The following is a 24,329-nucleotide window of genomic DNA, read 5'->3' on the forward strand; positions in this document are numbered from 1 at the left end:
GTGCTCGTGCTGTTGTTCGTGGTGGTGGCGGTGGCGGCGGCCGTCGGAAAGTGACCTGAGCGATCTCGGGCCGGCCGCCCGACGGCCGCCGCCACCGTGCCGTGCCCGGCGTGGGCACGGGGTCGCCCGCTACCAGGCGAAGGCCTCCGGCGAGGGTCCCGGGCCGGGGAAGATCTCGTCCAGGCCGGACAGCAGGTCCTCGCCCAGCTCCAGTTCGACGGCGCGCAGCGCCGAGTCGAGCTGCTCCGTGGTGCGCGGGCCGACGATCGGGCCCGTCACGCCGGGCCGGGTGAGCAGCCAGGCCAGCGCGGCCTCGCCGGGCTCGACGCCGTGCTTCTCGAGCAGGTCCTCGTAGGCCTGGATCTGCGCGCGTGTCCCGGCGTCCGCGAGGGCGTCGGCGGCCCGCCCGGAGGCGCGGCGACCGCCCTCGGCCTGCTTCCTGACGACCCCGCCCAGCAGTCCGCCGTGCAGCGGGGACCAGGGGATGATCCCGAGGCCGTACTCCTGCGCGGCCGGGATCACCTCCATCTCGGCGCGCCGCTCGGCCAGGTTGTACAGGCACTGCTCGCTGACGAGCCCGATCGTGCCGCCGCGCCGGTCGGCGGTCTCGTTGGCCTGGGCGATCTTGTAGCCGGGGAAGTTGGACGATCCGGCGTAGAGGATCTTGCCCTGCTGCACCAGCACGTCGATCGCCTGCCAGATCTCCTCGAAGGAGGTGAGGCGGTCGATGTGGTGGAACTGGTAGAGGTCGATGTGGTCGGTCTGCAACCGCTTGAGGCTGGCGTCGACGGCCCGCCGGATGTTCAGCGCGGAGAGCCTGTCGTGGTTGGGCCAGGCGTCGCCGTCGGCGGCCATGTTCGCGTACACCTTGGTGGCGAGGACGACCTTGTCGCGCCGGTCGCCGCCCTTCGCGAACCAGTTGCCGATGATCGATTCCGTACGGCCCTTGTTCTCGCCCCAGCCGTACACATTGGCCGTGTCGAAGAAGTTGATGCCCGCCCCGAGTGCCGCGTCCATGATGGCGTGACTGTCGGCTTCGTCGGTCTGCGGGCCGAAGTTCATGGTGCCGAGGACGAGGCGGCTGACCTTGAGTCCGGTACGTCCGAGCTGCGTGTACTTCATGGAACTCAAGCCAACGTCTTGGAGTGCGCTCGATGCAAGGGGGACCGGCCGGGGGAACGGGTCGGGTCGCGGGGGAATTCTGGGAGCCGTCCCCCTCGAGACGACCTGATCCTGTCGTCGAGGACGGTCATCGTGCGCTCCTCGCCGGCCGCGCTCACTCGAGTGCCGCCGCGCAGTACGGCGACACGCACGGTGACCGGGTCGCTGCGCGGAGCCCCTGTGCCAGAAGCGGGCGGGGCGGCCCCTCAGCCCGCGTACTCCCCGCCCAGCTCCCACCCCTGGTGCATCGCCTCCGCGAAGGCCTCCGCCAGACGGTGTTCGCCGCTCGCGTTCGGGTGGGTGCCGTCGTAGGTGTCGGTGTCGATGTCCCAGGCCGGCGGGATCGAGGCGAGCAGGATCGGGGAGTTCTGCTCGTCCAGGTCGGCGGCGGTCTTCGCCAGGAGTTCGTTGAACAGGTTGACCTGGGCGGCGAAGGGCTCGTCGTTCGCGGCGCGGACGTTGGGGATGACCGGCAGCCACACCATGGCGATCCCGGGGTTCGCGGCCCGGGCCTCGGCGGCGAAGACGCGCGCGTTCGCCGCGGTCTGCTCGGCGTTCGTGTAGAAGCCCAGGTCGATCAGGCCGAGCGAGACCAGCAGGACGTCGGCCCGCGTGGTGCGCACCGCCTCGCGGATCAGCGGGGCCATCTGCTGCCAGCCCTCGCCCCAGCCCGCCAGATGCCCGCGGGGGAAGTCGGGGTCGGCGTACGCGTACGACGTGGGCGCGTCCGCCGCCTTGTCGTAGAGCGTCTCGCGCGGGCCGACGAGGGTGAACGGCCCGCCGTACGCAGCGCACAGGTGCCGCCACATGCGGTAGCGCCAGGTGTGGTCGCCCGTGCTGCCGATCGTCATCGAGTCGCCTACGGGCATGAACCTGAGCATCCGCTCATGATGCTGGATCACGGCGGTGGGCGGGAGCGTGAAGCTCGGCCCCGGGGTGTGAGGCCTGCCACGGAGCCTCGAACGGCGGTGCGGGATGGCACGCTTGTGGGCATGCGCCGATCTTTCGCCGTCCGGGCCGGAGCCCTGCTCACCGGAGTTCTTCTCTCGGGTGCCTTCACCGTGCTCGCCGCGTCCACCGCGCCCGCCGCGTTCGCGGCCGACGGCGACAAGGGCTTCACCGTCGAGGACCCGCGCATCACCGAGTCCAGCGGGCTCGCCGCCTCACGTCAGCACCCCGGGATCTACTGGACCCACAACGACAGCGACGACGGCCCCTACCTCTACGCCGTCGACAGCGCGACCGGTAAGACCGTCGCCAGGATCACCCTGACCGGCGTCGGCACGCCCCGTGACGTCGAGGCGATCTCCATCGGCCCGGGCAACGAGATCTGGGTCGGCGACATCGGCGACAACCTCGGCGGCACCTGGAAGTACGTGTGGATCTACCGGCTGCCCGAGCCGAAGAAGCTCGTCGACCGGACCGTCAAGGCCACGCAGTACGTCGTGAAGTACTCGGACGGCCCCCGCGACGCCGAGTCGCTGCTCGTGCACCCCAGGACCGGGCGGGTCTACATCATCGACAAGAAGGAGGACGGCGGGCACCTCTACGAGGGACCGGCGAAGCTCTCCACCTCCGGGGCGAACATCTTCAGGCCCATCGCCCCCGTCGACCTGTGGGCCACCGACGCCGCCTTCTCCCCGGACGGCGGCCGGCTCGCCGTCCGCGGCTACTTCGGCGGTATCTCCTACGCGTGGAACGGCGGGAAGATCAAGCGCGAGGGGCGGCTCGACGTGCCCCTGCAACGGCAGGGGGAGTCCGTGAGCTACTCCGCGGACGGGTCCGAGCTGATGTACGGGAGCGAGGGCGCCGGGAGTTCGGTGGTGGCGGAGGAAGCGCCCGCGGGGGCCTCGTCGAGCTCCAAGTCGCCTTCCGGGGGCGGGGGTTCGAGCGCCTCCGGCGGTGGCGACGGCTCCTCGGCCACGGGTGGCGTCAAGGTCGGCGCGCTCGCCGTCGCGGCGCTCTGCGCCGTCGTCTTCGGCTTCCGGCGGCTGCGGCGCCGGCGCTGAGGGCGCGCCGGCCCCGGGGGTGCGGGGAGGACGGGGGAGAGCGGCGGGCCGTTCTGCGCGAACGGGGCTGCCGTACTTCTTGACGTGGTCATGGTGTGTCAGTTTCCTGGGTGGTGCGCGGTGGATGGGAGCGCTCCCATTCCGTTCCGGGCCCGCGCCTCCCGAGAGGACGCAGCGAGATGTTCCGCAGCAGCTTGCGAAGAGTTCTGTGCGGCGTTGCCGCCGCACTCCTGATACCACTGGGCGCCGGTTCCGCAGGGGCGGCGATCGATTCCGGTGCGAGCGGCGTTCGTGCGGCCGACGCCGGGGCCGGCTACTGGCACACCAGCGGCCGCCAGATCCTCGACGCCGCCGGGCAGCCGGTCCGGATCGCCGGGATCAACTGGTTCGGCTTCGAGACCGGCAACTACGTCGTGCACGGTCTCTGGTCCCGTGACTACAAGAGCATGATCGACCAGATGAAGTCGCTGGGCTACAACACGATCCGCATCCCGTACAGCGACGACATCTTCAAGAGCTCCACCGTCCCCAACAGCATCGACTTCAGCAGCGGCAAGAACGCCGGCCTCCAGGGCCTCAACTCGCTCCAGGTCCTGGACAAGCTCGTCTCGTACGCCGGACAGGACGGTCTGAAGGTCATCCTCGACCGGCACCGGCCGGACTCCGGGGGACAGTCGGCCCTCTGGTACACGGCGGCCGTTCCCGAGTCGACCTGGATCGCCAACCTCAAGTCCCTTGCGACCCGTTACAAGGGCCAGGACGCGGTCGTCGGCATCGACCTGCACAACGAGCCGCACGATCCTGCCTGTTGGGGCTGCGGGGACACGGCTACCGACTGGCGGCTGGCGGCGCAGCGGGCCGGGAACGCGGTCCTGTCGGTCAACCCCGACCTGCTGATCTTCGTCGAGGGCGTGCAGACCTTCAACGGCGTGTCCGGCTGGTGGGGCGGCAACCTGATGGGCGTCGGCCAGTACCCGGTGCAGCTCGACGTGGCGAACCGGGTCGTGTACTCGGCCCACGACTACGCGACGAGCGTCGCCCAGCAGAGCTGGTTCAGCGATCCGGCGTTCCCGGCGAACATGCCCGGGATCTGGGACAAGTACTGGGGCTACATCTTCAAGCAGAACATCGCGCCGGTGTGGGTGGGCGAGTTCGGCACCACGCTCCAGTCCACGGTGGACCAGAAGTGGCTCGCGGCGCTGGTGACTTACCTGCGTCCGACCTCGACGTACGGCGCCGACTCCTTCCACTGGACCTTCTGGTCGTGGAACCCCAACTCCGGTGACACGGGCGGCATCCTGAAGGACGACTGGCAGACCGTGGACACCGTGAAGGACGGATACCTGACGAGCGTCAAGGCGCCCGGCTTCCCCGGCACGGGCGGCGGTGGTGGCGGCGGCGGCGGAGGCACGGCCGCGTGCAGCGCCGCCTACACCGTCAGCAGCGACTGGGGCGGTGGCTTCAACGCCGAGGTCAAGGTCACCAACACCGGGACCACGGCTCTGTCGTCCTGGAAGGTCACCTGGACCTGGAGCGGCTCGCAGCGGGTGACGAGCATGTGGAACGCCTCGTACACGCAGAGCGGTGCGACGGTGACCGCGTCCAACGCCGCGCACAACGGCACGGTGGCGGCGGGCGGTTCGACGAGCTTCGGCTTCGGCGGAGCGCCGGGGGGCGGAGGTGCGCCGACAGTGACCTGCACGGCGGCGTGAGACGGGTGTGACCTGCGCGGCGGCCTGAGAGCGGAGCGCCCGGTGAGATGTCGGCCGGGCGCTCCCGGCCGTCGTCGCGGCGCCCTCGGCCGTCGTCGCGGATGCCCCGACCGATTCCCGGCGCCGGCGCACGACGGGCTGTGTGCCGGCGTTGCCCCGGCTCCCGGCGGCCTGTGAGACGACTGTGAAGCAAACGAGTTCAAAATTGTCGGGCGAAAAGCTTCTTGCGGCCGGGCTTCTTCGGAAAGATCCACCCGGGACCGTGAACCTTCCGGTCCCGTCGAACTCCCGATGGCGTGAAGGAACTTCATGAGAAGAAGCACAGCCGTACTGTGCGGCGCGACCGTCGTGCTGGCCGGGACCCTCACGGCCGTCCCGGCCGAGGCCACGACGTCGCAGTCCGTCGCCCAGGCTGCCGCCCAGGCGACGAGGGTGACCTGGAAGAAGTGCGCCACGGACGACGCCCCGACGCTCCAGTGCGCGTCGGTGAAGGTGCCGCTCGACTACGCCAAGCCGCAGGGCCGGAAGATAACCCTGGCCCTGTCCCGCGTCCCGCACACCGCGCACAAGTACCAGGGCCCGCTGCTGGTCAACCCCGGCGGCCCCGGAGGCAGCGGTCTGTCGCTCGCCCCGTTCGTCGCTTCCTCGCTGCCGAAGGCGGTCGCGTCCCAGTACGACGTCATCGGCTTCGACCCGCGGGGCGTGGGCGAGAGCCAGCCCGCCCTGGACTGCAAGCCGGGCTACTTCAACCCGGTCCGCCCCGACTCCGTGCCGCGCACCGCCGCGATCGAGAAGGCCAACCTCTCGCGCGCGAGGGCCTTCGCCAAGGCCTGCGGGACGAAGTACGCGTCCGTCCTGCCGTACATCAACACGGTCAACGCCGTGAAGGACATGGACGCGATCCGCAAGGCGCTCGGCGCCCAGAAGATCAACTACTTCGGCTACTCGTACGGGACGTACCTGGGCCAGGTGTACGCCAAGCTCTACCCGACCCGGGTGCGCCGCCTGGTGCTGGACTCGATCGTCGACCCCGGCGGGGTCTGGTACGACGCCAACATCTCGCAGGACTACGCCTTCGACGCCCGCCAGAAGGCGCTGATGGCGTGGATCGCCAAGTACAACGGCACGTACAAGCTCGGCACGGACCCGGCCAAGATCGAGGCCAAGTGGTACGCGATGCGCGCGGCGCTCGCCAAGCACCCGGCCGGCGGCAAGGTGGGCGCCTCCGAGCTGGAGGACACCTTCATCCCCGGCGGGTACTACAACGGCTACTGGCCCACCCTCGCCACGGCGTTCGCCGCCTACGTGAACGGCCACAACGCCACCCCGCTCGTCTCGGCGTACGACAGCATCGCGGCGATCGACGCCTCCGGCGACAACGGCTACAGCGTCTACACCGCCGTGCAGTGCCGTGACGTCTCCTGGCCGCGCGACTGGAACCAGTGGCGCAAGGACAACTGGGCCGTGTACAAGAAGGCCCCGTTCATGGCCTGGAACAACGCCTGGTACAACGCGCCCTGCGCCTACTGGCCCACGAAGTCGATGAAGCCGGTGAGCGTCGCCAACAGCAAGCTCCCGCCGGTGCTGCTGTTCCAGGCGACGAACGACGCGGCCACCCCCTACCAGGGCGGCGTCGCGGTCCACCGTCTGCTCAAGCACTCCAGCCTGGTGGTGGAGCAGGGCGGCGGCAACCACGGCATCACGCTGAGCGGCAACGCCTGCCTCGACAAGTACCTGGCCAAGTACCTCACCGACGGCACCGTGCCGCGCGGCACCGGGGTGGCCGACGCGGTCTGCAAGAAGACCGCCGACCCGCAGCCGGCGGCCGCGGCGCGGTCCGCCCTGGCAGCGGGGCAGCCGGCTGCCGTGAACCCCGCAGACACCCTGCACGGCCTGCTCGGCGTCCGCGGCTGATCGACCTGCCGCGGAACTGAACGCGAAGGGCGCCCGGTGCGGTCACCGGGCGCCCTTCCTTCGTGTGCGGAGCGGTTACAGCTTCTCGATCACGTAGTCGACGCACGTGGTCAGGGCCTCGACGTCCGACGGGTCGATCGCCGGGAACATCGCGACGCGCAGCTGGTTGCGGCCGAGCTTGCGGTAGGGCTCGGTGTCGACGATGCCGTTGGCGCGCAGCACCTTCGCGATCGCGGCGGCGTCGATCTCGTCCGCGAAGTCGATCGTGCCGATGACCTGGGAGCGCTTGGCCGGGTCGGTGACGAACGGGGCGGCGTGCTTCGACTCCTCGGCCCAGCCGTAGAGGCGGCTCGAGGAGTCCTTGGTGCGGGCCGTGGACCAGGCGAGGCCGCCCTGGCCGTTGATCCACTCCAGCTGCTGGTCGAGCAGGAAGAGGGTCGCCAGCGCAGGGGTGTTGTACGTCTGGTTCTTGCGGGAGTTGTCGATCGCCGTCGGCAGGCTGAAGAACTCCGGGATGTGGCGGCCGGACGCGTGGATCCGCTCGGCGCGCTCGATCGCGGCCGGGGAGAACACGCCGATCCACAGGCCGCCGTCGGAGGCGAAGGACTTCTGCGGGGCGAAGTAGTAGACGTCCGTCTCGGCGATGTCGACCGGCAGGCCGCCCGCGCCGGAGGTGGCGTCCACCAGGACCAGCGAGCCCTCGTCGGCGCCCTGGACACGCCGGAGCGGGGCGGCGACACCGGTGGACGTCTCGTTGTGCGTGAACGCGTACACGTCGACGCCCGCCTCGGCGGTCGGCTCGGGGTGCGTGCCCGGGTCCGAGGAGATCACGGTGGGTTCGGCCAGCCAGGGGGCGAGCTTCGCGGCCTTCGCGAACTTCGAGCTGAACTCGCCGAACGTGAGGTGCTGCGACCTGTTCTCGATCAGGCCGTGGGTCGCGACGTCCCAGAACGCGGTCGAGCCGCCGTTGCCCAGGATCACCTCGTACCCGTCCGGGAGCTGGAACAGCTCGGAGATGCCCGCGCGCACCCGGCCGACCAGGTTCTTCACCGGGGCCTGGCGGTGGGAGGTGCCGAGGAGGGACGTGCCGGTGGCGGCCAGGGCGTCCAGCGCCTCCACCCGCACCTTGGAGGGGCCCGCGCCGAATCGACCGTCGGCGGGCTTGATGTCAGCAGGAATCTGGATCTCAGCCACGGAAGGGAGGTTAGCCGGTGCGGGAAACCTGGGTGAAACCTCGTCCGTCGGGTGAGACGCGTTTTCGGCGCGCCGTTTTGGTTTGCTGGACGCATGACGGATCTCCAGGACCTCGAGGGTGAGCTGCGGCGGGTCGTCCGGGGGGACGTGGACTTCGGGGTGACGGCCCGGGCGCTGGTCACCATGGACGCGTCCAACTACCGGCGTGTCCCGCTGGGCGTCGTCGCGCCGCGTGACGCCGACGACGTGGCGGCCGTCCTGGAGGTGTGCCGGTCGCACGAGGTGCCGGTCGTCGCACGCGGCGGGGGCACGTCCATCGCGGGGCAGGCGACGGGGACGGGGGTGGTGCTGGACTTCACCCGGCACATGAACCGGCTGGTGTCGCTGGACGCGGGGGCGCGCACGGCCGTCGTGCAGCCGGGGCTGGTGCTCGACCGGCTGCAGGAGGCCGCGGCTCCGCACGGGCTGCGCTTCGGCCCCGACCCGTCCACGCACAGCCGGTGCACGCTCGGCGGGATGATCGGCAACAACGCGTGCGGCTCCCATTCGGTGGCCTGGGGGACCACGGCGGACAGCGTGCGCGAGCTGTCGGTGCTCACCGCGCGCGGTGAGCGGCTGACGCTCGGACGGGGGTGGGCCGGGGCGCCGGACGGGCTGCGGGCGCTGGTGGAGGGGGACCTGGCGCGGCTGCGGACCGGCTTCCCGGACCTGCCCCGCCGTATCTCCGGGTACGCCCTGGACGCGCTGCTGCCGGAGAACGGCGCGGACGTCGCCCGTTCGTTCTGCGGATCCGAAGGCACCCTGGGGGTGCTGACGGAGGCGGTCGTCGCTCTCGTCGAGGCGCCACGCGCGCGTGCGCTCGCGGTGCTCGGGTACGCCGACGAGGGCGCCGCCGCCGAGGCCGCGGCCGGGCTGCTGCCGTTCGGGCCGCTGACGGTGGAGGGCATGGCGGCCGACCTGGTGCCGCGGGCGACGTCGGTCGCCCTGCCGCGCGGCGGAGCCTGGCTGTTCGTGGAGACCGGCGGCGGGTCGGCGGACGAGGCACGCGCGCGTGCGCGGACGATCGTGCGCGCGGCGGACGCCCTGGACGCGCGGGTGGTGACGGACCCGGCCGGGCAGCGGGTGCTGTGGCGGGTGCGGGAGGACGCCGCCGGCACGGCGACCCGGATGCCCGGCGGCGGCGAGGCCTGGCCCGGCTGGGAGGACTGTGCCGTGCCGCCCGCCCGGCTCGGCGGCTATCTGCGCGACTTCCGCGGGCTGCTCGCGCGCCACGGCCTGCGCGGCACGCCGTACGGGCACTTCGGGGACGGCTGCATCCACGTCCGTATCGACTTCGACCTGTTGTCGGAGGCCGGCGTCGCCCGATTCCGGCGTTTCTCGGAGGAGCTGGCGGAGCTGGTCGTGTCGCACGGCGGCTCGCTCTCCGGCGAGCACGGGGACGGGCAGGCGCGGGCCGAACTGCTGCCCCGGATGTACGGGGCGGAGCTGGTCGCGCTGTTCGAGCGGGCCAAGGGCGTGTGGGACCCGGACGACCTGCTCAACCCGGGGGTGCTGGTGCGCCCCGCGCCCCTCGACGCCGGACTGCGCTTCTCCGTCCTGCCGCGCGAGCCGGTGGACGTGGAGTTCGGGTACCCGTCCGACGGCGGCGACTTCGCGGCGGCGGTGCGCCGGTGCGTGGGGGTCGCGAAGTGCCGCACGACGGCGGGGGCGACGGGACCTGCGGGGGCTCCGGGCGCGGCGGGGGAGGCAGGGGTGATGTGCCCGTCGTTCCGGGCCACGGGCCGCGAGGAGCACTCCACGCGCGGCCGGGCCAGGCTGCTGCACGAGATGCTGGCCGGCGAGCTGGTGACGGACGGCTGGCGCTCCACCGAGGTCCGGGACGCGCTGGACCTGTGTCTGTCCTGCAAGGGCTGCCGTTCCGACTGCCCCGTCGAGGTCGACATGGCCACCTACAAGGCGGAGTTCCTGCACCACCACTACGCGGGCCGCCGGCGCCCGGCCGCGCACTACAGCATGGGGCGGCTGCCGGTGTGGCTGCGGTGGGCGGCGCGGCTGCGGGCGGCGGCGGCCGTGAACGCGCTGGCCTCCGTGGGGCCGCTCGCCCGGCTCGCGAAGCGGGCGGGCGGCATCGCGCCGGAGCGTACGCTCCCGCGGCTGGCGCGCGAGACGTTCAGCGCGTGGTGGCGGGGGAGGGGGACCGCAGGCGGGCCCGCGACCCGGCAACCGGGCGACACCCGGCAACCGGGCGACACCCGGCAACCGGGCGACCTGGTCGTCCTGTGGCCCGACACCTTCACCGAGCACCTCTCGCCGTCCGTGGGCCGGGCGGCCGTCCGGGTGCTGGAGGCGGCCGGGCTGCGGGTGGCGCTGCCGCCCACGCTGCGGATGAGGGGGCGGCCGGTGGGCGACGGCCGGTCCCGGAGCGCGGCCGCGCTGGTGACGGCCCGCCGGGGCCGGGTGTGCTGCGGGCTGACCTACGTCTCGACCGGTCAGCTCGACCACGCGCGCGTGGTGCTGCGCCGCACGCTCGACCTGATGGAACCGGTGCTGGAGACGGCCGCCCCGGTCGTCGTCCTGGAGCCGAGCTGTGCGGCCGCCCTGCGCACCGACCTGCCCGAGCTGCTGCACGACGACCCGCGCGCGGCGCGCCTGGCCGCCCGAGTCCTCACGTTCGCCCAGGCCCTTGAACGGCACGCCCCCGACTGGACCCCGCCCCGCCTGGACCGTCCGGCGGTCGGCCAGACCCACTGCCACCAGCACGCCGTGCTGGGCGACGCGGCCGAACGGCGGCTGCGCGCGGCCGCCGGCCTCACCGGCGACCTGAGCGGCGGCTGCTGCGGCCTGGCGGGCGACTTCGGCTTCACGGCGGGCCACTTCGAGGTGTCGGCGGCCTGCGCGGAGGAACGGCTCCTGCCGTCCGTGCGGACCGCACCCGAGGGGGCGCTGGTCCTGGCCGACGGCTACTCCTGCCGCACCCAGCTGGACCAGTTGGCGGGGGTGCGGGGGAGGCACCTGGCGGAAGCACTGGCGGAGGCCCTGCCGCAGGCGCCGGAGGGGGATCCGGACGACGAGGGAGCACCCACGCGCGCGTAGCGCACGGGGACACGCGGACGCGGGCGGCGTCAGGGCCGCAGGAGTGCGGTGACCGGCTCCTAGGGTGGCCGCAGCGGTCGTACGGCCGGCTGAACGGTCCCTCGAAGGAGCTCCGCGTATGAGTCTGTGTGTCCGGTCCATCAGCCGTGACGAGCACCTGGCGTTCGTCGAGGGACGTCCCTCCGTCAGTCACCTGCAGATCCCCTCGTGGGGCGATGTGAAGCCGGACTGGCGGGCCGGGAGTCTGGGGTGGATCGACGGGGCGGGCGTGCTCGTGGGGGCCGGACTGGTGCTGCTGCGGCCGCTGCCGCGGCTGCGCAGGTATCTGGCGTACCTGCCCGAGGGGCCGGTCGTCGACTGGCACGCGCCCGATCTCGCCGAGCGCTGGCTGACGCCGATGCTCGCGCACCTGAAGGAGCGGGGGGCCTTCTCGGTGAAGATGGGTCCGCCCGTCGTCGTACGGCGCTGGAGCGCCGACGCCGTCAAGGCGGCCGTCGCCGACCCCGACCTCCACCGGCTGGGGGACGTCGAGCCGACCTCGTACGAGCAGGGCGCCCGGGACGTCGCCGATCGGCTGTACCGGGCCGGCTGGCGGCAGGCCGAGCGGGGCGGGGAGGACGGTTTCGCGGCCGGCCAGCCGCGCCATGTCTTCCAGGTGCCGTTCGCGGGGCGGTCGCTGGACGACGTCCGCAGCGGTCTGAACCAGCAGTGGCGGCGCAACATCAAGAAGGCGGAGAACGCGGGCGTGAAGGTGGTCCGCGGCGGGGCGGAGGACCTGCCGGTGTTCTACGGGCTGTACACCGAGACCGCCGAGCGCGACCGCTTCGTCCCGCGCCCGCTGTCCTACTTCCAGCGGATGTGGAGCGCGCTGAACGCCGAGCGGCCGGACCGCATGCGGCTGTACCTCGCGCACCACGACGGAGAGGTCCTCGCCGCGGCCACCATGCTGACCGTGGGCGAGCACGTCTGGTACTCCTACGGCGCCTCCACCGGCCGCAGACGCGAGGTCCAGCCCAACAACGCCATGCAGTGGCGCATGATGACGGACGCGTACGAGCAGGGTGCGGCCGTCTACGACCTGCGGGGGATCACCGACACGCTGGACGAGTCCGACCACCTGCTCGGCCTGCTCCGCTTCAAGGCGGGCACGGGCGGACAGGCGGTCGAGTACCTGGGCGAGTGGGACTTCCCCCTCGACAAGCTGCTGCACAGAGCGCTGCACCTGTACCTGGGCCGCCGATAGGGCCCCCGGGCCCCGTCCTCCGCTCCCCGACTCCGGCCCCGTCCTCCGCTTCTTGACTCCGGCCCCGTCCTCCGCTTCCCGACTCCGGCCCCGTCCTCCGCTTCTCGACTCCGGCCCCGTCCTCGGCTTCCCGACTCCGGCCCCGTCCTCCGCTTCTTGACTCCGGCCCTCGGCTCCGCTCCCCGATTCCGGCCCTCGACGTCTCGCAGCCTGAGACAGAGGCATAAAGGGTTCACACACCTGTCGTGGTCCACTAATCTGGACTTGGTAGTTCATCAAGATGAACGCGCCGAGTCGAACCTGCCGAGCCGAACACCTGGACCGCCCGTGAGCACCCCCGACGCAGCCGCCGCCACCGCCCCTGCCGCCTCGCCGCGGTCCTCCGGCGCTCCCGCGGCCGGTCCGGGCCGGTTCGGGTCCCTCGGCCCCGTCGGTCTGGTGCTCGCCGGCGGGATCTCGGTGCAGTTCGGCGGCGCGCTCGCGGTGACCCTGATGCCGAGGGCGGGCGCCCTAGGCGTGGTGGCCCTGCGGCTGCTGGTGGCCGCCGTGGTGCTGCTGGTCGTCTGCCGGCCGCGGCTGCGCGGCCACTCGCGCGCCGACTGGGGCACGGTCGTCGTCTTCGGTGTCACGATGGCCGCGATGAACGGCCTGTTCTACCAGGCGCTGGACCGCATCCCGCTGGGCCCGGCGGTGACGCTGGAGGTCCTCGGCCCGCTGGCCCTCTCGGTCGTCGCCTCGCGCCGCGCGCTGAACCTCGTGTGGGCCGCGCTGGCGCTCGCGGGCGTGTTCCTGCTCAGCGGCGGTGGGGGCGGCGCAGGCTTCGGCGCGCTCGACCCGGCGGGCGTCGCGTTCGCGCTGGGCGCCGGCGCGATGTGGGCGGCGTACATCGTCTTCAGCGCCCGCACCGGCCGGCGGTTCCCGCAGGCGGACGGGCTCGCCCTGGCGATGGCGGTGGGCGCGCTCCTCTTCCTCCCGCTGGGTCTCGTGGAGTCGGGCGCGAAGCTCGCCGACCCGGTGACGCTGGGCCTGGGCGCGGCGGTTGCCCTGCTCTCCTCGGTCCTGCCCTACACCCTCGAACTGCTCGCCCTGCGCAGTCTGTCCGCGTCCACCTTCGCGATCCTGATGAGCCTGGAGCCGGCCATCGCCGCCACCGCGGGCTTCCTCATCCTCGACCAGGCCCTGACCACGGTCCAGGCGGCCGCGATCGCCCTGGTCGTGGCGGCGAGCATGGGCGCGGTGCGGACCCAGGTCGGGCGGGGCAAGGCGGCCGTCCCGGAGGCGTGAGGGCGACTTCGCGGGCGCGGGGGCCGGCCTTTTCGATCCGGGGACCCGCCGTAGCCCTCGTCGCGGTACCCGCCGGGATTCCAAGGCGGAATCCCGGCGGAATCCCGGCGGAATCCCGGCGGAAATTCATGCAAGCATGCTTGATTGTTTTTGGTGCCGCTGCCATGCTCCACCCCATGGCCGACCCCACTCCCGTGCTCGACGACCTCCGTGCCGAAAGCGACGAACTCGACCGCCTGGTGGCCGGGTTGGGAGCTGCGCAGTGGGCGCTGCCGACGCCCGCGCCCGGCTGGACCGTCGCGCACCAGATCGCGCATCTCGCCTGGACCGACCGTTCCTCCGTGCTGGCCGTGACCGACCGGGACGCCTTCGCCCGTGAGGTCGAGAAGGCGCTGGCCGCACCCGGCGACTTCGTGGACAACGGCGCCGATGAGGGGGCCGCGCAGCCGCCCGGGCAGCTCCTCGCGGGCTGGCGGACCGGGCGTGACGCCCTGCAGGAGGCCTTGCGCGCCGCCCCGGCGGGTGCGCGCTTCCCCTGGTACGGCCCGCCGATGGCCGCCGCCTCGATGGCCACCGCGCGGCTCATGGAGACCTGGGCCCACGGCCTGGACGTGGCGGACGCGCTGGGGGCGGAGCCCGTGCCGACCGACCGGCTCCGGCACATCGTGCGCCTCGGCGTCCGCACCCGTGACTTCGCGTTCGGCGTGCACGGCCTGCCCACGCCCTTCGAGGAGTTCCGCGTGGAACTGCGGAGCCCCTCGGGGCAGTCGTGGACGTACGGTCCCGAGGACGCCGCCGACCGGGTCACCGGCTCCGCCTACGACTTCTGCCTCCTGGTGACCCAGCGCGCCCACCGCTCCGACCTCGGTCTGCACGCCGAGGGCCCCGACGCCGACCGCTGGCTGGACGTCGCCCAGGCCTTCGCGGGCCCGCCCGGCAGCGGCCGTCCGCCGAAGGGGACGGCGTCGTGAGCGTGCTGCGCGTGGGCAATGCCTCCGGCTTCTACGGCGACCGCTTCGACGCCCTCCGCGAGATGCTCACCGGCGGCGAGCTGGACGTCGTCACCGGCGACTACCTCGCCGAGCTGACCATGCTGATCCTGGGCCGCGACCGGCTGAAGGATCCCGCCGCCGGATACGCCCGCACCTTTCTGCGGCAGCTCGAGGAGTGCCTCGGCCTCGCCCACGAGCGCGGGGTCCGGATCGTCGCCAACGCCGGCGGCCTCGATCCGGCCGGACTCGCCGACGCCGTGCGGGCGTCGGCCGACCGGCTCGGCATCCCGGCGCGCGTCGCGCACGTCGAGGGCGACGACGTCGGCCCCCGGTGGCCCGGCAGCCTCACCGCCCACGCCTACCTGGGCGGCTTCGGCATCGCCGCCTGTCTGCGCGAGGGCGCGGACGTCGTGGTCACCGGCCGGGTCACCGACGCGGCCCTGGTCACCGGTCCCGCCGCCGCCCGTTTCGGCTGGGGGCCGCGGGAGTACGACCGGCTCGCGGGCGCGGTCGTCGCCGGTCACGTCCTGGAGTGCGGGACGCAGGCGACGGGCGGCAACTACGCGTTCTTCGCCGACGGCGACGCCGGCCGTGACCTGCGGCGGCCCGGCTTCCCGCTCGCCGAGATCCACGAGGACGGCAGCTGCGTCATCACCAAGCACCCCGGCACGGGCGGCTTCGTCGACGTCGGCACGGTGACCGCCCAACTGCTGTACGAGACAGGCGGCGCCCGCTACGCCGGCCCCGACGTCACCGCCCGGCTGGACACCGTGCGGCTCACCCAGGACGGCCCGGACCGGGTGCGGATCGACGGCGTGCGCGGCGAGGCCCCGCCACCGGCCCTCAAGGTCGGCCGCACCCGCCTCGGCGGCTTCCGCAACGAGGTCGTCTTCGTGCTCACCGGCCTCGACATCGAGGCCAAGGCTGCGCTGGTGCGCGAGCAGATGACCGACGCACTCGCCACGTCGCCCCCGGCGGACGTCCGTTGGGAACTCGTCCGCACCGACCGCCCCGACGCCGACACCGAGGAGACCGCCAGCGCGCTGCTGCGACTCGTCGTGCGGGATCCCGAACAGGCCGTCGTCGGGCGGGCGTTGAGCGGGGCGGCCGTCGAGCTGGCGCTGGCCAGCTACCCCGGCTTCCATCTCCTCGCACCCCCCGGCAAGGGCTCGCCGTACGGCGTGTTCGAGGCCTCGTCCGTCCCGCAGGGGGACGTCGAGCACGTCGCCGTCCTGCACGACGGCCGCCGCCTGACCGTGCCCGCGCCGCCGGCCGACGGGTACCGCCCGCTCGAGACGACGCCGGAACCCGACCTGCCCGCACCGCTGCCGCCCGGCCCCGTGCGGCGCGCGCCCCTCGGGCTGGTGGCCGGAGCCCGCAGCGGCGACAAGGGCGGCGACGCCAACGTCGGCGTCTGGGCGCGGACGGACGACGCCTGGCGCTGGCTCGCCCACGAGCTGACCACCGACCGGCTGCGCGAACTCCTCCCCGAGTGCCGCACCCTGACCGTCACCCGGCACGCCCTGCCCCGGCTGCGCGCCCTGAACTTCGTCGTCGAGGGCGTCCTCGGCGCCGGCGTGGCCGACCGGCACCGCTTCGACCCACAGGCCAAGGCGCTCGGCGAATGGCTGCGCTCCCGCTGTCTGGACATCCCGGAGGCCCTCCTTTGACGGTCATCACGTCCGCCCTGGACATCCACGGCCCCGACTACCGCGCCCACCGCGAGGCCATGCTCGGAAAGCTGGCCGGCCTCGACGCCGAGCACGCGAAGGCGTCGGCCGGAGGCGGCGAGAAGTACGTCGCCCGGCACCGCGCGCGCGGCAAGCTCCTCGCCCGCGAGCGCATCGAACTGCTCCTCGACCCCGACACGCCGTTCCTGGAACTGTCGCCGCTGGCCGCCTGGGGCAGCGACCACGCCGTCGGCGCGTCCCTCGTGACCGGCATCGGCGTCGTCGAGGGCGTGGAGTGCCTGATCACCGCCAACGACCCGACGGTGCGGGGCGGCGCCACCAACCCCTGGTCGCTGAAGAAGGCCCTGCGGGCCAACGACATCGCGCTCGCCAACCGGCTGCCCTGCATCAGCCTGGTCGAGTCCGGCGGCGCCGACCTGCCCTCCCAGAAGGAGATCTTCATCCCGGGCGGGGCCGTCTTCCGCGACCTGACCCGGCTCTCCGCCGCCGGCATCCCGACCGTCGCCGTGGTCTTCGGCAACTCGACCGCGGGCGGCGCGTACGTCCCCGGCATGTCCGACCACGTGATCATGGTCAAGGAGCGGGCGAAGGTGTTCCTCGGCGGGCCGCCGCTGGTCAAGATGGCCACCGGGGAGGAGAGCGACGACGAGTCCCTGGGCGGCGCGGAGATGCACGCGCGCGTGTCGGGCCTCGCCGACCACTTCGCCGTCGACGAGCGGGACGCGCTGCGCCAGGCGCGGCGCGTGGTGGCCCGCCTCAACCACCGCAAGGCGTACCCGGACCCTGGCCCCGCTGCCCCTCCCGAGTACGACGAGGAAGAGCTCTTGGGCATCGTGCCCGGGGACCTGCGGACCCCCTTCGACCCGCGCGAGGTGATCGCCCGGATCGTCGACGCCTCCGACTTCGACGAGTTCAAACCGCTGTACGGGACGAGCCTCGTCACCGGCTGGGCGAGCCTGCACGGCTACCCCGTGGGCATCCTGGCGAACGCCCAGGGCGTCCTGTTCAGCGCCGAGTCGCAGAAGGCCGCCCAGTTCATCCAGCTCGCCAACCAGCGCGACATCCCGCTGCTCTTCCTGCACAACACCACCGGCTACATGGTCGGCAAGGAGTACGAGCAGGGCGGCATCATCAAGCACGGCGCGATGATGATCAACGCGGTGTCCAACTCGAAGGTCCCGCACCTGTCGGTGCTCATGGGCGCGTCCTACGGCGCCGGCCACTACGGCATGTGCGGACGCGCCTACGACCCCCGGTTCCTGTTCGCCTGGCCGAGCGCCAAGTCGGCCGTGATGGGCCCGCAGCAGCTCGCCGGCGTCCTGTCGATCGTCGCCCGCCAGTCGGCGGCCGCGAAGGGCCACCCCTACGACGAGGACGCCGACTCCGCCCTGCGCGCCATGGTGGAACAGCAGATCGAGTCCGAGTCCCTGCCCATGTTCCTGTCGGGGCGGCTGTACGACGACGGCGTCATCGACCCGCGCGACACCCGCACCGTCCTCGGACTGTGCCTGTCGGCCGTGCACACGGCCCCGTACGAGGGCGCCCGCGGCGGCTTCGGCGTCTTCCGGATGTGAGGCTCATGATTACTTCCGTTCTGGTGGCCAATCGCGGCGAGATCGCCTGCCGCGTCTTCCGCACCTGCCGGGAGGCGGGCGTGCGCACCGTCGCCGTGCACTCGGACGCCGACGCCGGCGCGCTCCACACGCGCGTGGCCGACGCGGCCGTACGGCTGCCCGGCAGCTCGCCCGCTGACACCTACCTGCGCGCCGACCTCGTGGTGAAGGCCGCCGTCGCCGCGGGCGCGGACGCCGTGCATCCCGGCTACGGCTTCCTGTCCGAGAACGCCGACTTCGCGCGCGCCGTCCTGGACGCGGGCCTCGTCTGGATCGGGCCGCCCCCCGAGGCGATCGAGGCCATGGCGTCCAAGACGCGCGCCAAACAGCTCATGGGGCTCGCCCCGCTCGCCGCGGACGAGGTGACGGCGGCCGACCTGCCCGTGCTGGTGAAGGCGGCGGCGGGCGGCGGCGGGCGCGGCATGCGCGTCGTGCGCCGCCTGACGGAGCTGGGCCCCGCGCTGGAAGGCGCGCGCGCCGAGGCCGCGAGCGCCTTCGGCGACGGCGAGGTGTTCGTCGAGCCGTACGTGGAGAACGGCCGTCATGTCGAGGTGCAGATCCTCGCGGACGCGCACGGCACGGTGTGGGCGCTGGGCACCCGCGACTGCTCGCTCCAGCGGCGCCACCAGAAGGTGATCGAGGAGGCGCCGGCGCCGGGTCTGGCCGAGCCCCTGGCGGAGGAACTGCGCGCGCTGGCCGTGCGCGCCGCACGGGCCGTCTCCTACGTCGGCGCCGGCACGGTCGAGTTCCTCATCGCGGACGGCCGGCCGCACTTCCTGGAGATGAACACCCGCCTCCAGGTCGAGCACCCCGTCACGGAGGCCGTCTTCGGGCTCGACCTGGTGGCCGAGCAGATCCGGGTCGCGGAGGGCGCAGCCCTCGCCCCGGAACCGCCGCCCGTCCGCGGTCACGCCGTCGAGGCCCGCCTCTACGCCGAGGATCCGGCGGCCGACTGGACCCCGCAGACCGGCGTCCTGCACCGTCTGTCCGTCCCCGAGGGCGTCCGCCTGGACACCGGCTTCGGCGACGGCGACGACATCGGCGTCCACTACGACCCCATGCTCGCCAAGGTGGTCGCCCATGCGCCCACGCGCGCGGAGGCGGTCCGCAGGCTCGCGGGCGCCCTGGAACGCATGGTCGTGCACGGGCCGGTCACCAACCGCGACCTGCTGGTCCGCTCCCTGCGGCACCCGGAGTTCACGTCCGCGCGCATGGACACCGGCTTCTACGACCGGCACCTCGGCGACCTCACCGTCCCGGCGCCCGACCCGTACGCCCCGCTGGCCGCCGCCCTCGCCGACGCGCGCACCCGCTCACCGTTCGGCGGCTGGCGCAACGTGCCGTCCCAGCCGCAGACGAAGCGGTACGCGGTGGGCGGCGAGGAGATCGAGGTGGCGTACACACACGGCCGGTCCGGGCTCACGGCCGAGGGCGTCCAGGTCGTCCACGCGACCCCGTCCCTGGTCGTCCTGGAGTCCGACGGCGTGCGCCACCGCTACGAGATCGCCCGCTACGGCGACCAGGTCCACGTCAACGGCGAGACCCTCACGGCCCTCCCGCGCTTCCCGGCCCCGCAGGCCCAGTACGCCCCCGGCTCCCTCCTGGCCCCGATGCCGGGCACGGTCGTCAAGCTCGCGCCCGGTCTCATCACCGGATCGAGTGTCGAAGCGGGTGAACCGCTGGTGTGGCTCGAAGCGATGAAGATGCAACACGTCATCTCCGCCCCGGCGAAGGGAACGGTGACGGAGGTCCGGGTGACGGAAGGACAGCAGGTCCAGGTCGGCACGCTGCTGGCCGTAGTGCAGGACGCCTAGGGGCGCGGGGAACTGCGCGACCGGCCACGACGAACCCGCAGCCAGACGAACCCCGAGCCAAAGGAGCCACAGTGACGACCATGATCGAATCCGACGAGCACAAGGCACTCCGCGCGGCGGTGACCTCCTTCGCCAAGGCCCACACCGACACCGCAGACCTCTGGCAGGCCGCCGCCGAGCTCGGCTACATCGGCGTCAACCTCCCGGAGGCCTACGGAGGCGGAGGCGGCGGCATCACCGAACTCTCCCTCGTCCTGGAAGAGATGGGCGCCGCGGGCAACCCGCTCCTGATGATGATCGTCTCCCCGGCGATCTGCGGCACGGTCATCGCCCGCTTCGGCACCGAGGCCCAGAAGCAGGCGTGGCTCCCGGCGCTGGCCGACGGCAGCCGCCTCATGGCGTTCGGCATCACCGAGCCCGACGCCGGCTCCAACAGCCACCGCATCACCACCACCGCCCGCCGCGACAGCGCGAGCGGCGACTGGCTGCTGACCGGCCGCAAGGTGTTCGTCTCCGGCGTGGACATCGCCGACGCGACCCTGATCGTCGGCCGCACCGAAGACGCGCGCACGGGCCGCCTCAAGCCCTGCCTGTTCATCGTCCCGCGCGACGCGCCCGGATTCTCCCGCCGTCGGATCGACATGGAACTGAGCAGCGCGGAGAAGCAGTTCGAACTCGTCCTGGACGACGTGCGGCTCCCGGCCGACGCCCTGGTGGGCGACGAGGACGCCGGGCTGCTGCAGCTCTTCGCCGGTCTGAACCCGGAGCGCATCATGACGGCCGCCTTCGCGATCGGCATGGGCCGTCACGCCCTGACCCGAGCGATCGCGTACGCCCGCGAACGCACCGTCTGGGACACCCCCATCGGCGCCCACCAGGCCATCGCGCACCCCCTCGCGCAGGCCCACATCGACCTCGAACTGGCCCGCCTGATGATGCAGAAGGCGGCCGGCCTGTACGACGCGGGCGACGACGCGGGTGCGGGCGAGGCCGCCAACATGGCCAAATACGCGGCGGGGGAGGCGTGTGTGAAGGCGGTCGACCAGGCCGTGCACACCCTCGGCGGCAACGGCCTCACGCGGGAGTTCGGCCTCGCCCGGTTGATAACGGCCTCCCGCGTGGCTCGTATCGCCCCGGTGAGCCGGGAGATGATTCTCAACTACGTCTCCCACCAGACCCTGGGCCTGCCCAAGTCGTACTGAACCGTCTCACCGGCCGCACCGGCCCGAAGCGCCCGAACCGGCACACCCACGTGCCCGGCGCCCGAGGAGGAACCATGTTCCGCAGCGCGTACGCAGACGTCCCGCCCATAGAACTCCCCATCCACGACGTCGTGCTGGGCCGCGCCGCCGAGTTCGGCGAGCTGCCCGCCCTCGTCGACGGCACGGACGGCACCACCCTCACGTACGACCAGCTGGACCGGTTCCACCGGCGGGTCGCCGCGGCCCTCGCCGAGGCCGGGGTCGCCAAGGGCGACGTGCTCGCCCTGCACAGCCCCAACACCGTCGCGTTCCCGATCGCCTTCTACGCGGCCACCCGCGCGGGCGCCACCGTCACCACGGTGCATCCGCTCGCCACCGCCGAGGAGTTCGCCAAACAGCTCGGCGACTCGGCCGCCCGCTGGATCGTCACCGTCTCGCCGCTGCTGCAGACGGCCCGGCGGGCCGCCGAACTCGCGGGCGGCGTAGAGGAGATCTTCGTCTGCGACACCGCCCCCGGGCACCGTTCGCTGGTCGACATGCTCGGCTCGGCGGCCCCCGAACCGCAGATCGCCATCGATCCGGTGGCCGACGTCGCGGCCCTGCCGTACTCCTCAGGCACCACCGGCGTCCCCAAGGGCGTCATGCTCACCCACCGGCAGATCGCCACCAACCTGGCCCAGCTCGAACCGGCGATCTCCGCGGGTCCCGGCGACCGCATCCTCGCCGTGCTGCCCTTCTTCCACATCTACGGGCTCACCGCCCTGATGAACGCCCCGCTGCGGCAGGGCGCCACGGTCGTCGTCCTGCCCCGCTTCGACCTCGAGACGTTCCTCGCCGCCATCCAGAAGCACCGCATCACCGGCCTGTACGTGGCCCCGCCGATCGTTCTCGCCCTCGCCAAGCACCCGGCGGTCGCCGCCTACGACCTGACGTCGCTGAAATACGTGATCAGCGCGGCCGCACCGCTGGACGCCGGCCTCGCCGCGGCCTGCGCCGAGCGCCTGAACCTCCCGCCCCTGGGCCAGGCCTACGGCATGACGGAACTGTCGCCGGGCACCCACGTCGTCCCCCTGTCCGCCATGCGCGAGGCGCCCGGCGGCACCGTCGGCCGGCTCATCGCCGGCACCGAGATGCGGATCGTCTCCCTCGACGATCCCGACAAGGACCTCGGCGTCGGCGAGGCCGGCGAGATCCTCATCCGGGGACCCCAGGTCATGAAGGGCTATCTGGGCCGCCCCGACGCCACCGCCGACATGATCGACGACGCCGGCTGGCTGCACACCGGCGACGTCGGGCGGGTCGACGAGGACGGCTGGCTGTTCGTCGTCGACCGCGTGAAGGAACTCATCAAGTACAAGGGCTTCCAGGTGGCCCCCGCCGAACTCGAGGCGCTGCTCCTCACCCACCCGCAGATCGCGGACGCGGCCGTGATCGGCGTCTACGACGACGACGGCAACGAGGTCCCGCACGCCTTCGTGGTCCGTCGGCCCACCGCCCCCGAACTCGCCGCGGGCGAGGTCGCGATGTACGTCGCCGAACGGGTCGCCCCCTACAAGCGCGTCCGCCGCGTCACCTTCGTCGACGCCGTGCCCAGAGCCGCCTCGGGCAAGATCCTCCGCCGCCGGCTGCGGGAGCGCGCATGACGACGGCCGCGGCGCCCCTGATCGGACGCACCCGCGCGCGGGGCGTCGAGACGCTCAGCCTCGACGCGCCCGCCACCCGCAACGCCCTCTCCTCGGCGCTCGTCGGCGCCCTCGCCGACGCCCTCGCGGACTGCGCCGAGGACCCCGGCGTCCGCGCGGTCGTCCTCACCCACACCGGCGGCGCCTTCTGCGCCGGCGCCGACCTGCGCGACCCTCCCGACCCGGACGCGTTCGTCGGCCTGCTGCGCCGGATCGTCGCCCTGCCGAAGCCGGTCGTCGCCCGCGTCGCCGGGCACGTCCGGGCCGGCGGGCTCGGCCTGCTCGCCGCCTGCGACGTCACGGCCGCCACCACCGCGTCGACCTTCGCGTTCACGGAGGTCCGGATCGGGGTGGCGCCTGCGGTGATCTCCCTGCCGCTGCTCCCGCGCACCGACCCGCGGGCCCTCGCCCGCTATTACCTCACCGGTGAGCGCTTCGACGCCCCCGAGGCCGCCCGGATCGGCCTGCTGACCGCGGCCGGCGACGACGTCGACGCCGTCCTCGACCCCGTCCTGGAGGGGCTCCGCAGATCCGCCCCGCAGGGGCTGGCCGAGACGAAACGGCTGCTCACGGCTAGGGTGCTGGAGGCATTCGACCGGGATGCCGCCGATCTCACCGCACTCTCGGCACGGCTGTTCTCCACCGCCGAGGCCCGCGAAGGGATGACGGCCTTCCTCGAACGACGGGATCCGGCATGGGCGCTGTGAGCGCGGTGGACCGCGACCGTGTCCCCAAGCAGGACCGCAGCCGGGCCACCCGGCAGCGGCTTCTCGAGGCCGCCGTCGCCTGCCTCGGCGAGCACGGCTGGGCGGGCTCCACGGTCTCCGTCGTCGCCGAACGCGCGGGCGTCTCCCGCGGAGCCGCCCAGCACCACTTTCCCACCCGCGAGGATCTGTTCACCGCGGCCGTCGAGTACGTCGCCGAGGAACGCTCGACCGCGTTGCGCGCCCTGTTCCCGCAGGGCGCGGCCGGCGACCGGCGGGCGGTCGTCTCCGCCCTCGTCGACCTCTACACCGGCCCCCTCTTCCGCGCCGCCCTGCACCTGTGGGTGGCCGCCTCCAACGAGGAGCAGCTGCGCCCGCGGGTCACCGAACTGGAGGCCCGGGTGGGCCGCGAGTCCCACCGCATCGCCGTGGAGCTCCTCGACGCCGACGAGTCCGTGCCCGGGGTCCGCGAGAAGGTCCAGGGACTCCTCGACATGGCCCGCGGCCTCGGCCTCGCCAACCTCCTCACCGACGACGGGCCGCGCCGCGCGCGGGTGGTGGCGCAGTGGGCGGCACTGCTGGACGAGGCGCTCGGCTGAGGGCGGTGCCGGTCGGGGCGCGTCGCCACGGGGCTGAGCCGAGCCACCTTCAGGGGCCGAGCCGCTCTCCACGCTCCAGGGGCCGTCGGGCTCTGCCACGGTCCAGGTGTCATCGGGCTCCGCCATGCTCCAGGGGCCGAGCCACGCTCCAGGGGCCGTCGGGCTCTGCCACGGTCCAGGTGTCGTCGGGCTCCGCCATGCTCCAGGGGCGGAGCCGCTCTCCATGCTCCAGGGGCGGTGTCGTTCGGCCGGGTCAGGGGCTGAGCTGCTCTACGCTGCAGGTGTCGTCGGGCTCCGCCATGCTCCGGGGGCCGAGCCGCTCTCCACGCTCCAGGGGCCGTCGGGCTCTGCCACGGTCCAGGTGTCGTCGGGCTCCGCCATGCTCCAGGGGCGGAGCCGCTCTCCATGCTCCAGGGGCGGTG

17 protein-coding genes are annotated in these 24,329 nt (G+C 73.0%); 14 read left to right on the forward strand and 3 right to left on the reverse strand.

What is annotated here, in order from left to right:
* Window positions 1-129: 129 nt before the first annotated feature.
* Complete coding sequence (locus ACN6LD_RS08245; RefSeq protein WP_445042800.1) at window positions 130-1,122, reverse strand: aldo/keto reductase; 993 nt, start codon at window positions 1,120-1,122, stop codon at window positions 130-132.
* A 245-nt stretch (window positions 1,123-1,367) separates the two neighbouring features.
* Window positions 1,368-2,042, reverse strand: coding sequence for an SGNH/GDSL hydrolase family protein (locus ACN6LD_RS08250; protein WP_319193022.1), 675 nt, complete (start codon window positions 2,040-2,042; stop codon window positions 1,368-1,370).
* Between the two features lie 111 nt (window positions 2,043-2,153).
* Between ACN6LD_RS08250 and ACN6LD_RS08255 the strand changes: the two genes are divergently transcribed.
* The 3 genes from ACN6LD_RS08255 (at window position 2,154) to ACN6LD_RS08265 (ending at window position 6,796) form a co-directional block, all read left to right on the forward strand.
* A complete protein-coding gene (locus tag ACN6LD_RS08255; RefSeq protein WP_319193020.1) occupies window positions 2,154-3,170 on the forward strand; it encodes a TolB-like translocation protein in 1,017 nt (338 codons plus the stop codon).
* Window positions 3,171-3,349: 179 nt separating this feature from the next.
* Entirely contained in the window at window positions 3,350-4,882 is a 1,533-nt protein-coding gene (locus ACN6LD_RS08260; protein WP_445042801.1) for a cellulase family glycosylhydrolase, read from the forward strand.
* A gap of 309 nt (window positions 4,883-5,191) precedes the next feature.
* Complete coding sequence (locus tag ACN6LD_RS08265) at window positions 5,192-6,796, forward strand: alpha/beta hydrolase (RefSeq protein WP_445042802.1); 1,605 nt, start codon at window positions 5,192-5,194, stop codon at window positions 6,794-6,796.
* A 75-nt stretch (window positions 6,797-6,871) separates the two neighbouring features.
* On the opposite strand, the gene serC is transcribed toward ACN6LD_RS08265, so the two are convergent.
* On the reverse strand, window positions 6,872-7,990 hold the full coding sequence (serC, locus tag ACN6LD_RS08270) for a phosphoserine transaminase (protein ID WP_445042803.1): 1,119 nt from the start codon (window positions 7,988-7,990) through the stop codon (window positions 6,872-6,874).
* Between the two features lie 93 nt (window positions 7,991-8,083).
* On the opposite strand from serC, the gene ACN6LD_RS08275 reads away from it, so the two are divergent.
* From ACN6LD_RS08275 to ACN6LD_RS08325, 11 genes are all read left to right on the forward strand, one after another.
* Entirely contained in the window at window positions 8,084-11,083 is a 3,000-nt protein-coding gene (locus ACN6LD_RS08275; RefSeq protein WP_445042804.1) for an FAD-binding and (Fe-S)-binding domain-containing protein, read from the forward strand.
* A gap of 118 nt (window positions 11,084-11,201) precedes the next feature.
* The gene (locus ACN6LD_RS08280) at window positions 11,202-12,326 is read left to right on the forward strand and encodes a lipid II:glycine glycyltransferase FemX (RefSeq protein ID WP_445042805.1); all 1,125 of its coding nucleotides are present in this window, start codon (window positions 11,202-11,204) and stop codon (window positions 12,324-12,326) included.
* A 327-nt stretch (window positions 12,327-12,653) separates the two neighbouring features.
* Entirely contained in the window at window positions 12,654-13,610 is a 957-nt protein-coding gene (locus ACN6LD_RS08285; RefSeq protein ID WP_445042806.1) for an EamA family transporter, read from the forward strand.
* A 176-nt stretch (window positions 13,611-13,786) separates the two neighbouring features.
* Entirely contained in the window at window positions 13,787-14,581 is a 795-nt protein-coding gene (locus tag ACN6LD_RS08290; protein WP_445042807.1) for a TIGR03084 family metal-binding protein, read from the forward strand.
* Window positions 14,578-16,272: an acyclic terpene utilization AtuA family protein gene (locus tag ACN6LD_RS08295; RefSeq protein ID WP_319194092.1), complete on the forward strand. Its 1,695-nt coding sequence runs from the start codon at window positions 14,578-14,580 to the stop codon at window positions 16,270-16,272. The genes ACN6LD_RS08290 and ACN6LD_RS08295 overlap by 4 nt, the downstream gene beginning before the upstream one ends.
* The gene (locus tag ACN6LD_RS08300; protein WP_319194093.1) at window positions 16,269-17,867 is read left to right on the forward strand and encodes an acyl-CoA carboxylase subunit beta; all 1,599 of its coding nucleotides are present in this window, start codon (window positions 16,269-16,271) and stop codon (window positions 17,865-17,867) included. The genes ACN6LD_RS08295 and ACN6LD_RS08300 overlap by 4 nt, the downstream gene beginning before the upstream one ends.
* Window positions 17,868-17,872: 5 nt before the next feature.
* The gene (locus ACN6LD_RS08305) at window positions 17,873-19,720 is read left to right on the forward strand and encodes an acetyl/propionyl/methylcrotonyl-CoA carboxylase subunit alpha (protein WP_445042808.1); all 1,848 of its coding nucleotides are present in this window, start codon (window positions 17,873-17,875) and stop codon (window positions 19,718-19,720) included.
* 71 nt (window positions 19,721-19,791) lie between these two features.
* Window positions 19,792-20,922: an acyl-CoA dehydrogenase family protein gene (locus tag ACN6LD_RS08310; RefSeq protein ID WP_319194097.1), complete on the forward strand. Its 1,131-nt coding sequence runs from the start codon at window positions 19,792-19,794 to the stop codon at window positions 20,920-20,922.
* A 74-nt stretch (window positions 20,923-20,996) separates the two neighbouring features.
* Entirely contained in the window at window positions 20,997-22,565 is a 1,569-nt protein-coding gene (locus ACN6LD_RS08315; RefSeq protein WP_319194099.1) for a 4-coumarate--CoA ligase family protein, read from the forward strand.
* Complete coding sequence (locus tag ACN6LD_RS08320; RefSeq protein WP_319194101.1) at window positions 22,562-23,311, forward strand: enoyl-CoA hydratase family protein; 750 nt, start codon at window positions 22,562-22,564, stop codon at window positions 23,309-23,311. The genes ACN6LD_RS08315 and ACN6LD_RS08320 overlap by 4 nt, the downstream gene beginning before the upstream one ends.
* Window positions 23,299-23,907: a TetR/AcrR family transcriptional regulator gene (locus tag ACN6LD_RS08325; protein ID WP_445042809.1), complete on the forward strand. Its 609-nt coding sequence runs from the start codon at window positions 23,299-23,301 to the stop codon at window positions 23,905-23,907. Before ACN6LD_RS08320 ends, ACN6LD_RS08325 begins: the two co-directional genes overlap by 13 nt.
* The last annotated feature ends 422 nt before the right edge of the window (window positions 23,908-24,329 follow it).

Source organism: Streptomyces sp. SAS_272, from assembly GCF_052543235.1.

Bases quoted from the DNA above. Each gene is read 5' to 3' on its own strand.
- ACN6LD_RS08320 (WP_319194101.1), top strand. From the start codon at position 22,562: ATGACGACGGCCGCGGCGCCCCTGATCGGACGCACCCGCGCGCGGGGC.
- ACN6LD_RS08245 (WP_445042800.1), bottom strand. From the start codon at position 1,122: ATGAAGTACACGCAGCTCGGACGTACCGGACTCAAGGTCAGCCGCCTC.
- ACN6LD_RS08255 (WP_319193020.1), top strand. From the start codon at position 2,154: ATGCGCCGATCTTTCGCCGTCCGGGCCGGAGCCCTGCTCACCGGAGTT.
- ACN6LD_RS08290 (WP_445042807.1), top strand. From the start codon at position 13,787: ATGGCCGACCCCACTCCCGTGCTCGACGACCTCCGTGCCGAAAGCGAC.
- ACN6LD_RS08260 (WP_445042801.1), top strand. From the start codon at position 3,350: ATGTTCCGCAGCAGCTTGCGAAGAGTTCTGTGCGGCGTTGCCGCCGCA.
- ACN6LD_RS08250 (WP_319193022.1), bottom strand. From the start codon at position 2,042: ATGCTCAGGTTCATGCCCGTAGGCGACTCGATGACGATCGGCAGCACG.
- ACN6LD_RS08265 (WP_445042802.1), top strand. From the start codon at position 5,192: ATGAGAAGAAGCACAGCCGTACTGTGCGGCGCGACCGTCGTGCTGGCC.
- ACN6LD_RS08280 (WP_445042805.1), top strand. From the start codon at position 11,202: ATGAGTCTGTGTGTCCGGTCCATCAGCCGTGACGAGCACCTGGCGTTC.
- ACN6LD_RS08275 (WP_445042804.1), top strand. From the start codon at position 8,084: ATGACGGATCTCCAGGACCTCGAGGGTGAGCTGCGGCGGGTCGTCCGG.
- ACN6LD_RS08325 (WP_445042809.1), top strand. From the start codon at position 23,299: ATGGGCGCTGTGAGCGCGGTGGACCGCGACCGTGTCCCCAAGCAGGAC.
- ACN6LD_RS08305 (WP_445042808.1), top strand. From the start codon at position 17,873: ATGATTACTTCCGTTCTGGTGGCCAATCGCGGCGAGATCGCCTGCCGC.
- ACN6LD_RS08315 (WP_319194099.1), top strand. From the start codon at position 20,997: ATGTTCCGCAGCGCGTACGCAGACGTCCCGCCCATAGAACTCCCCATC.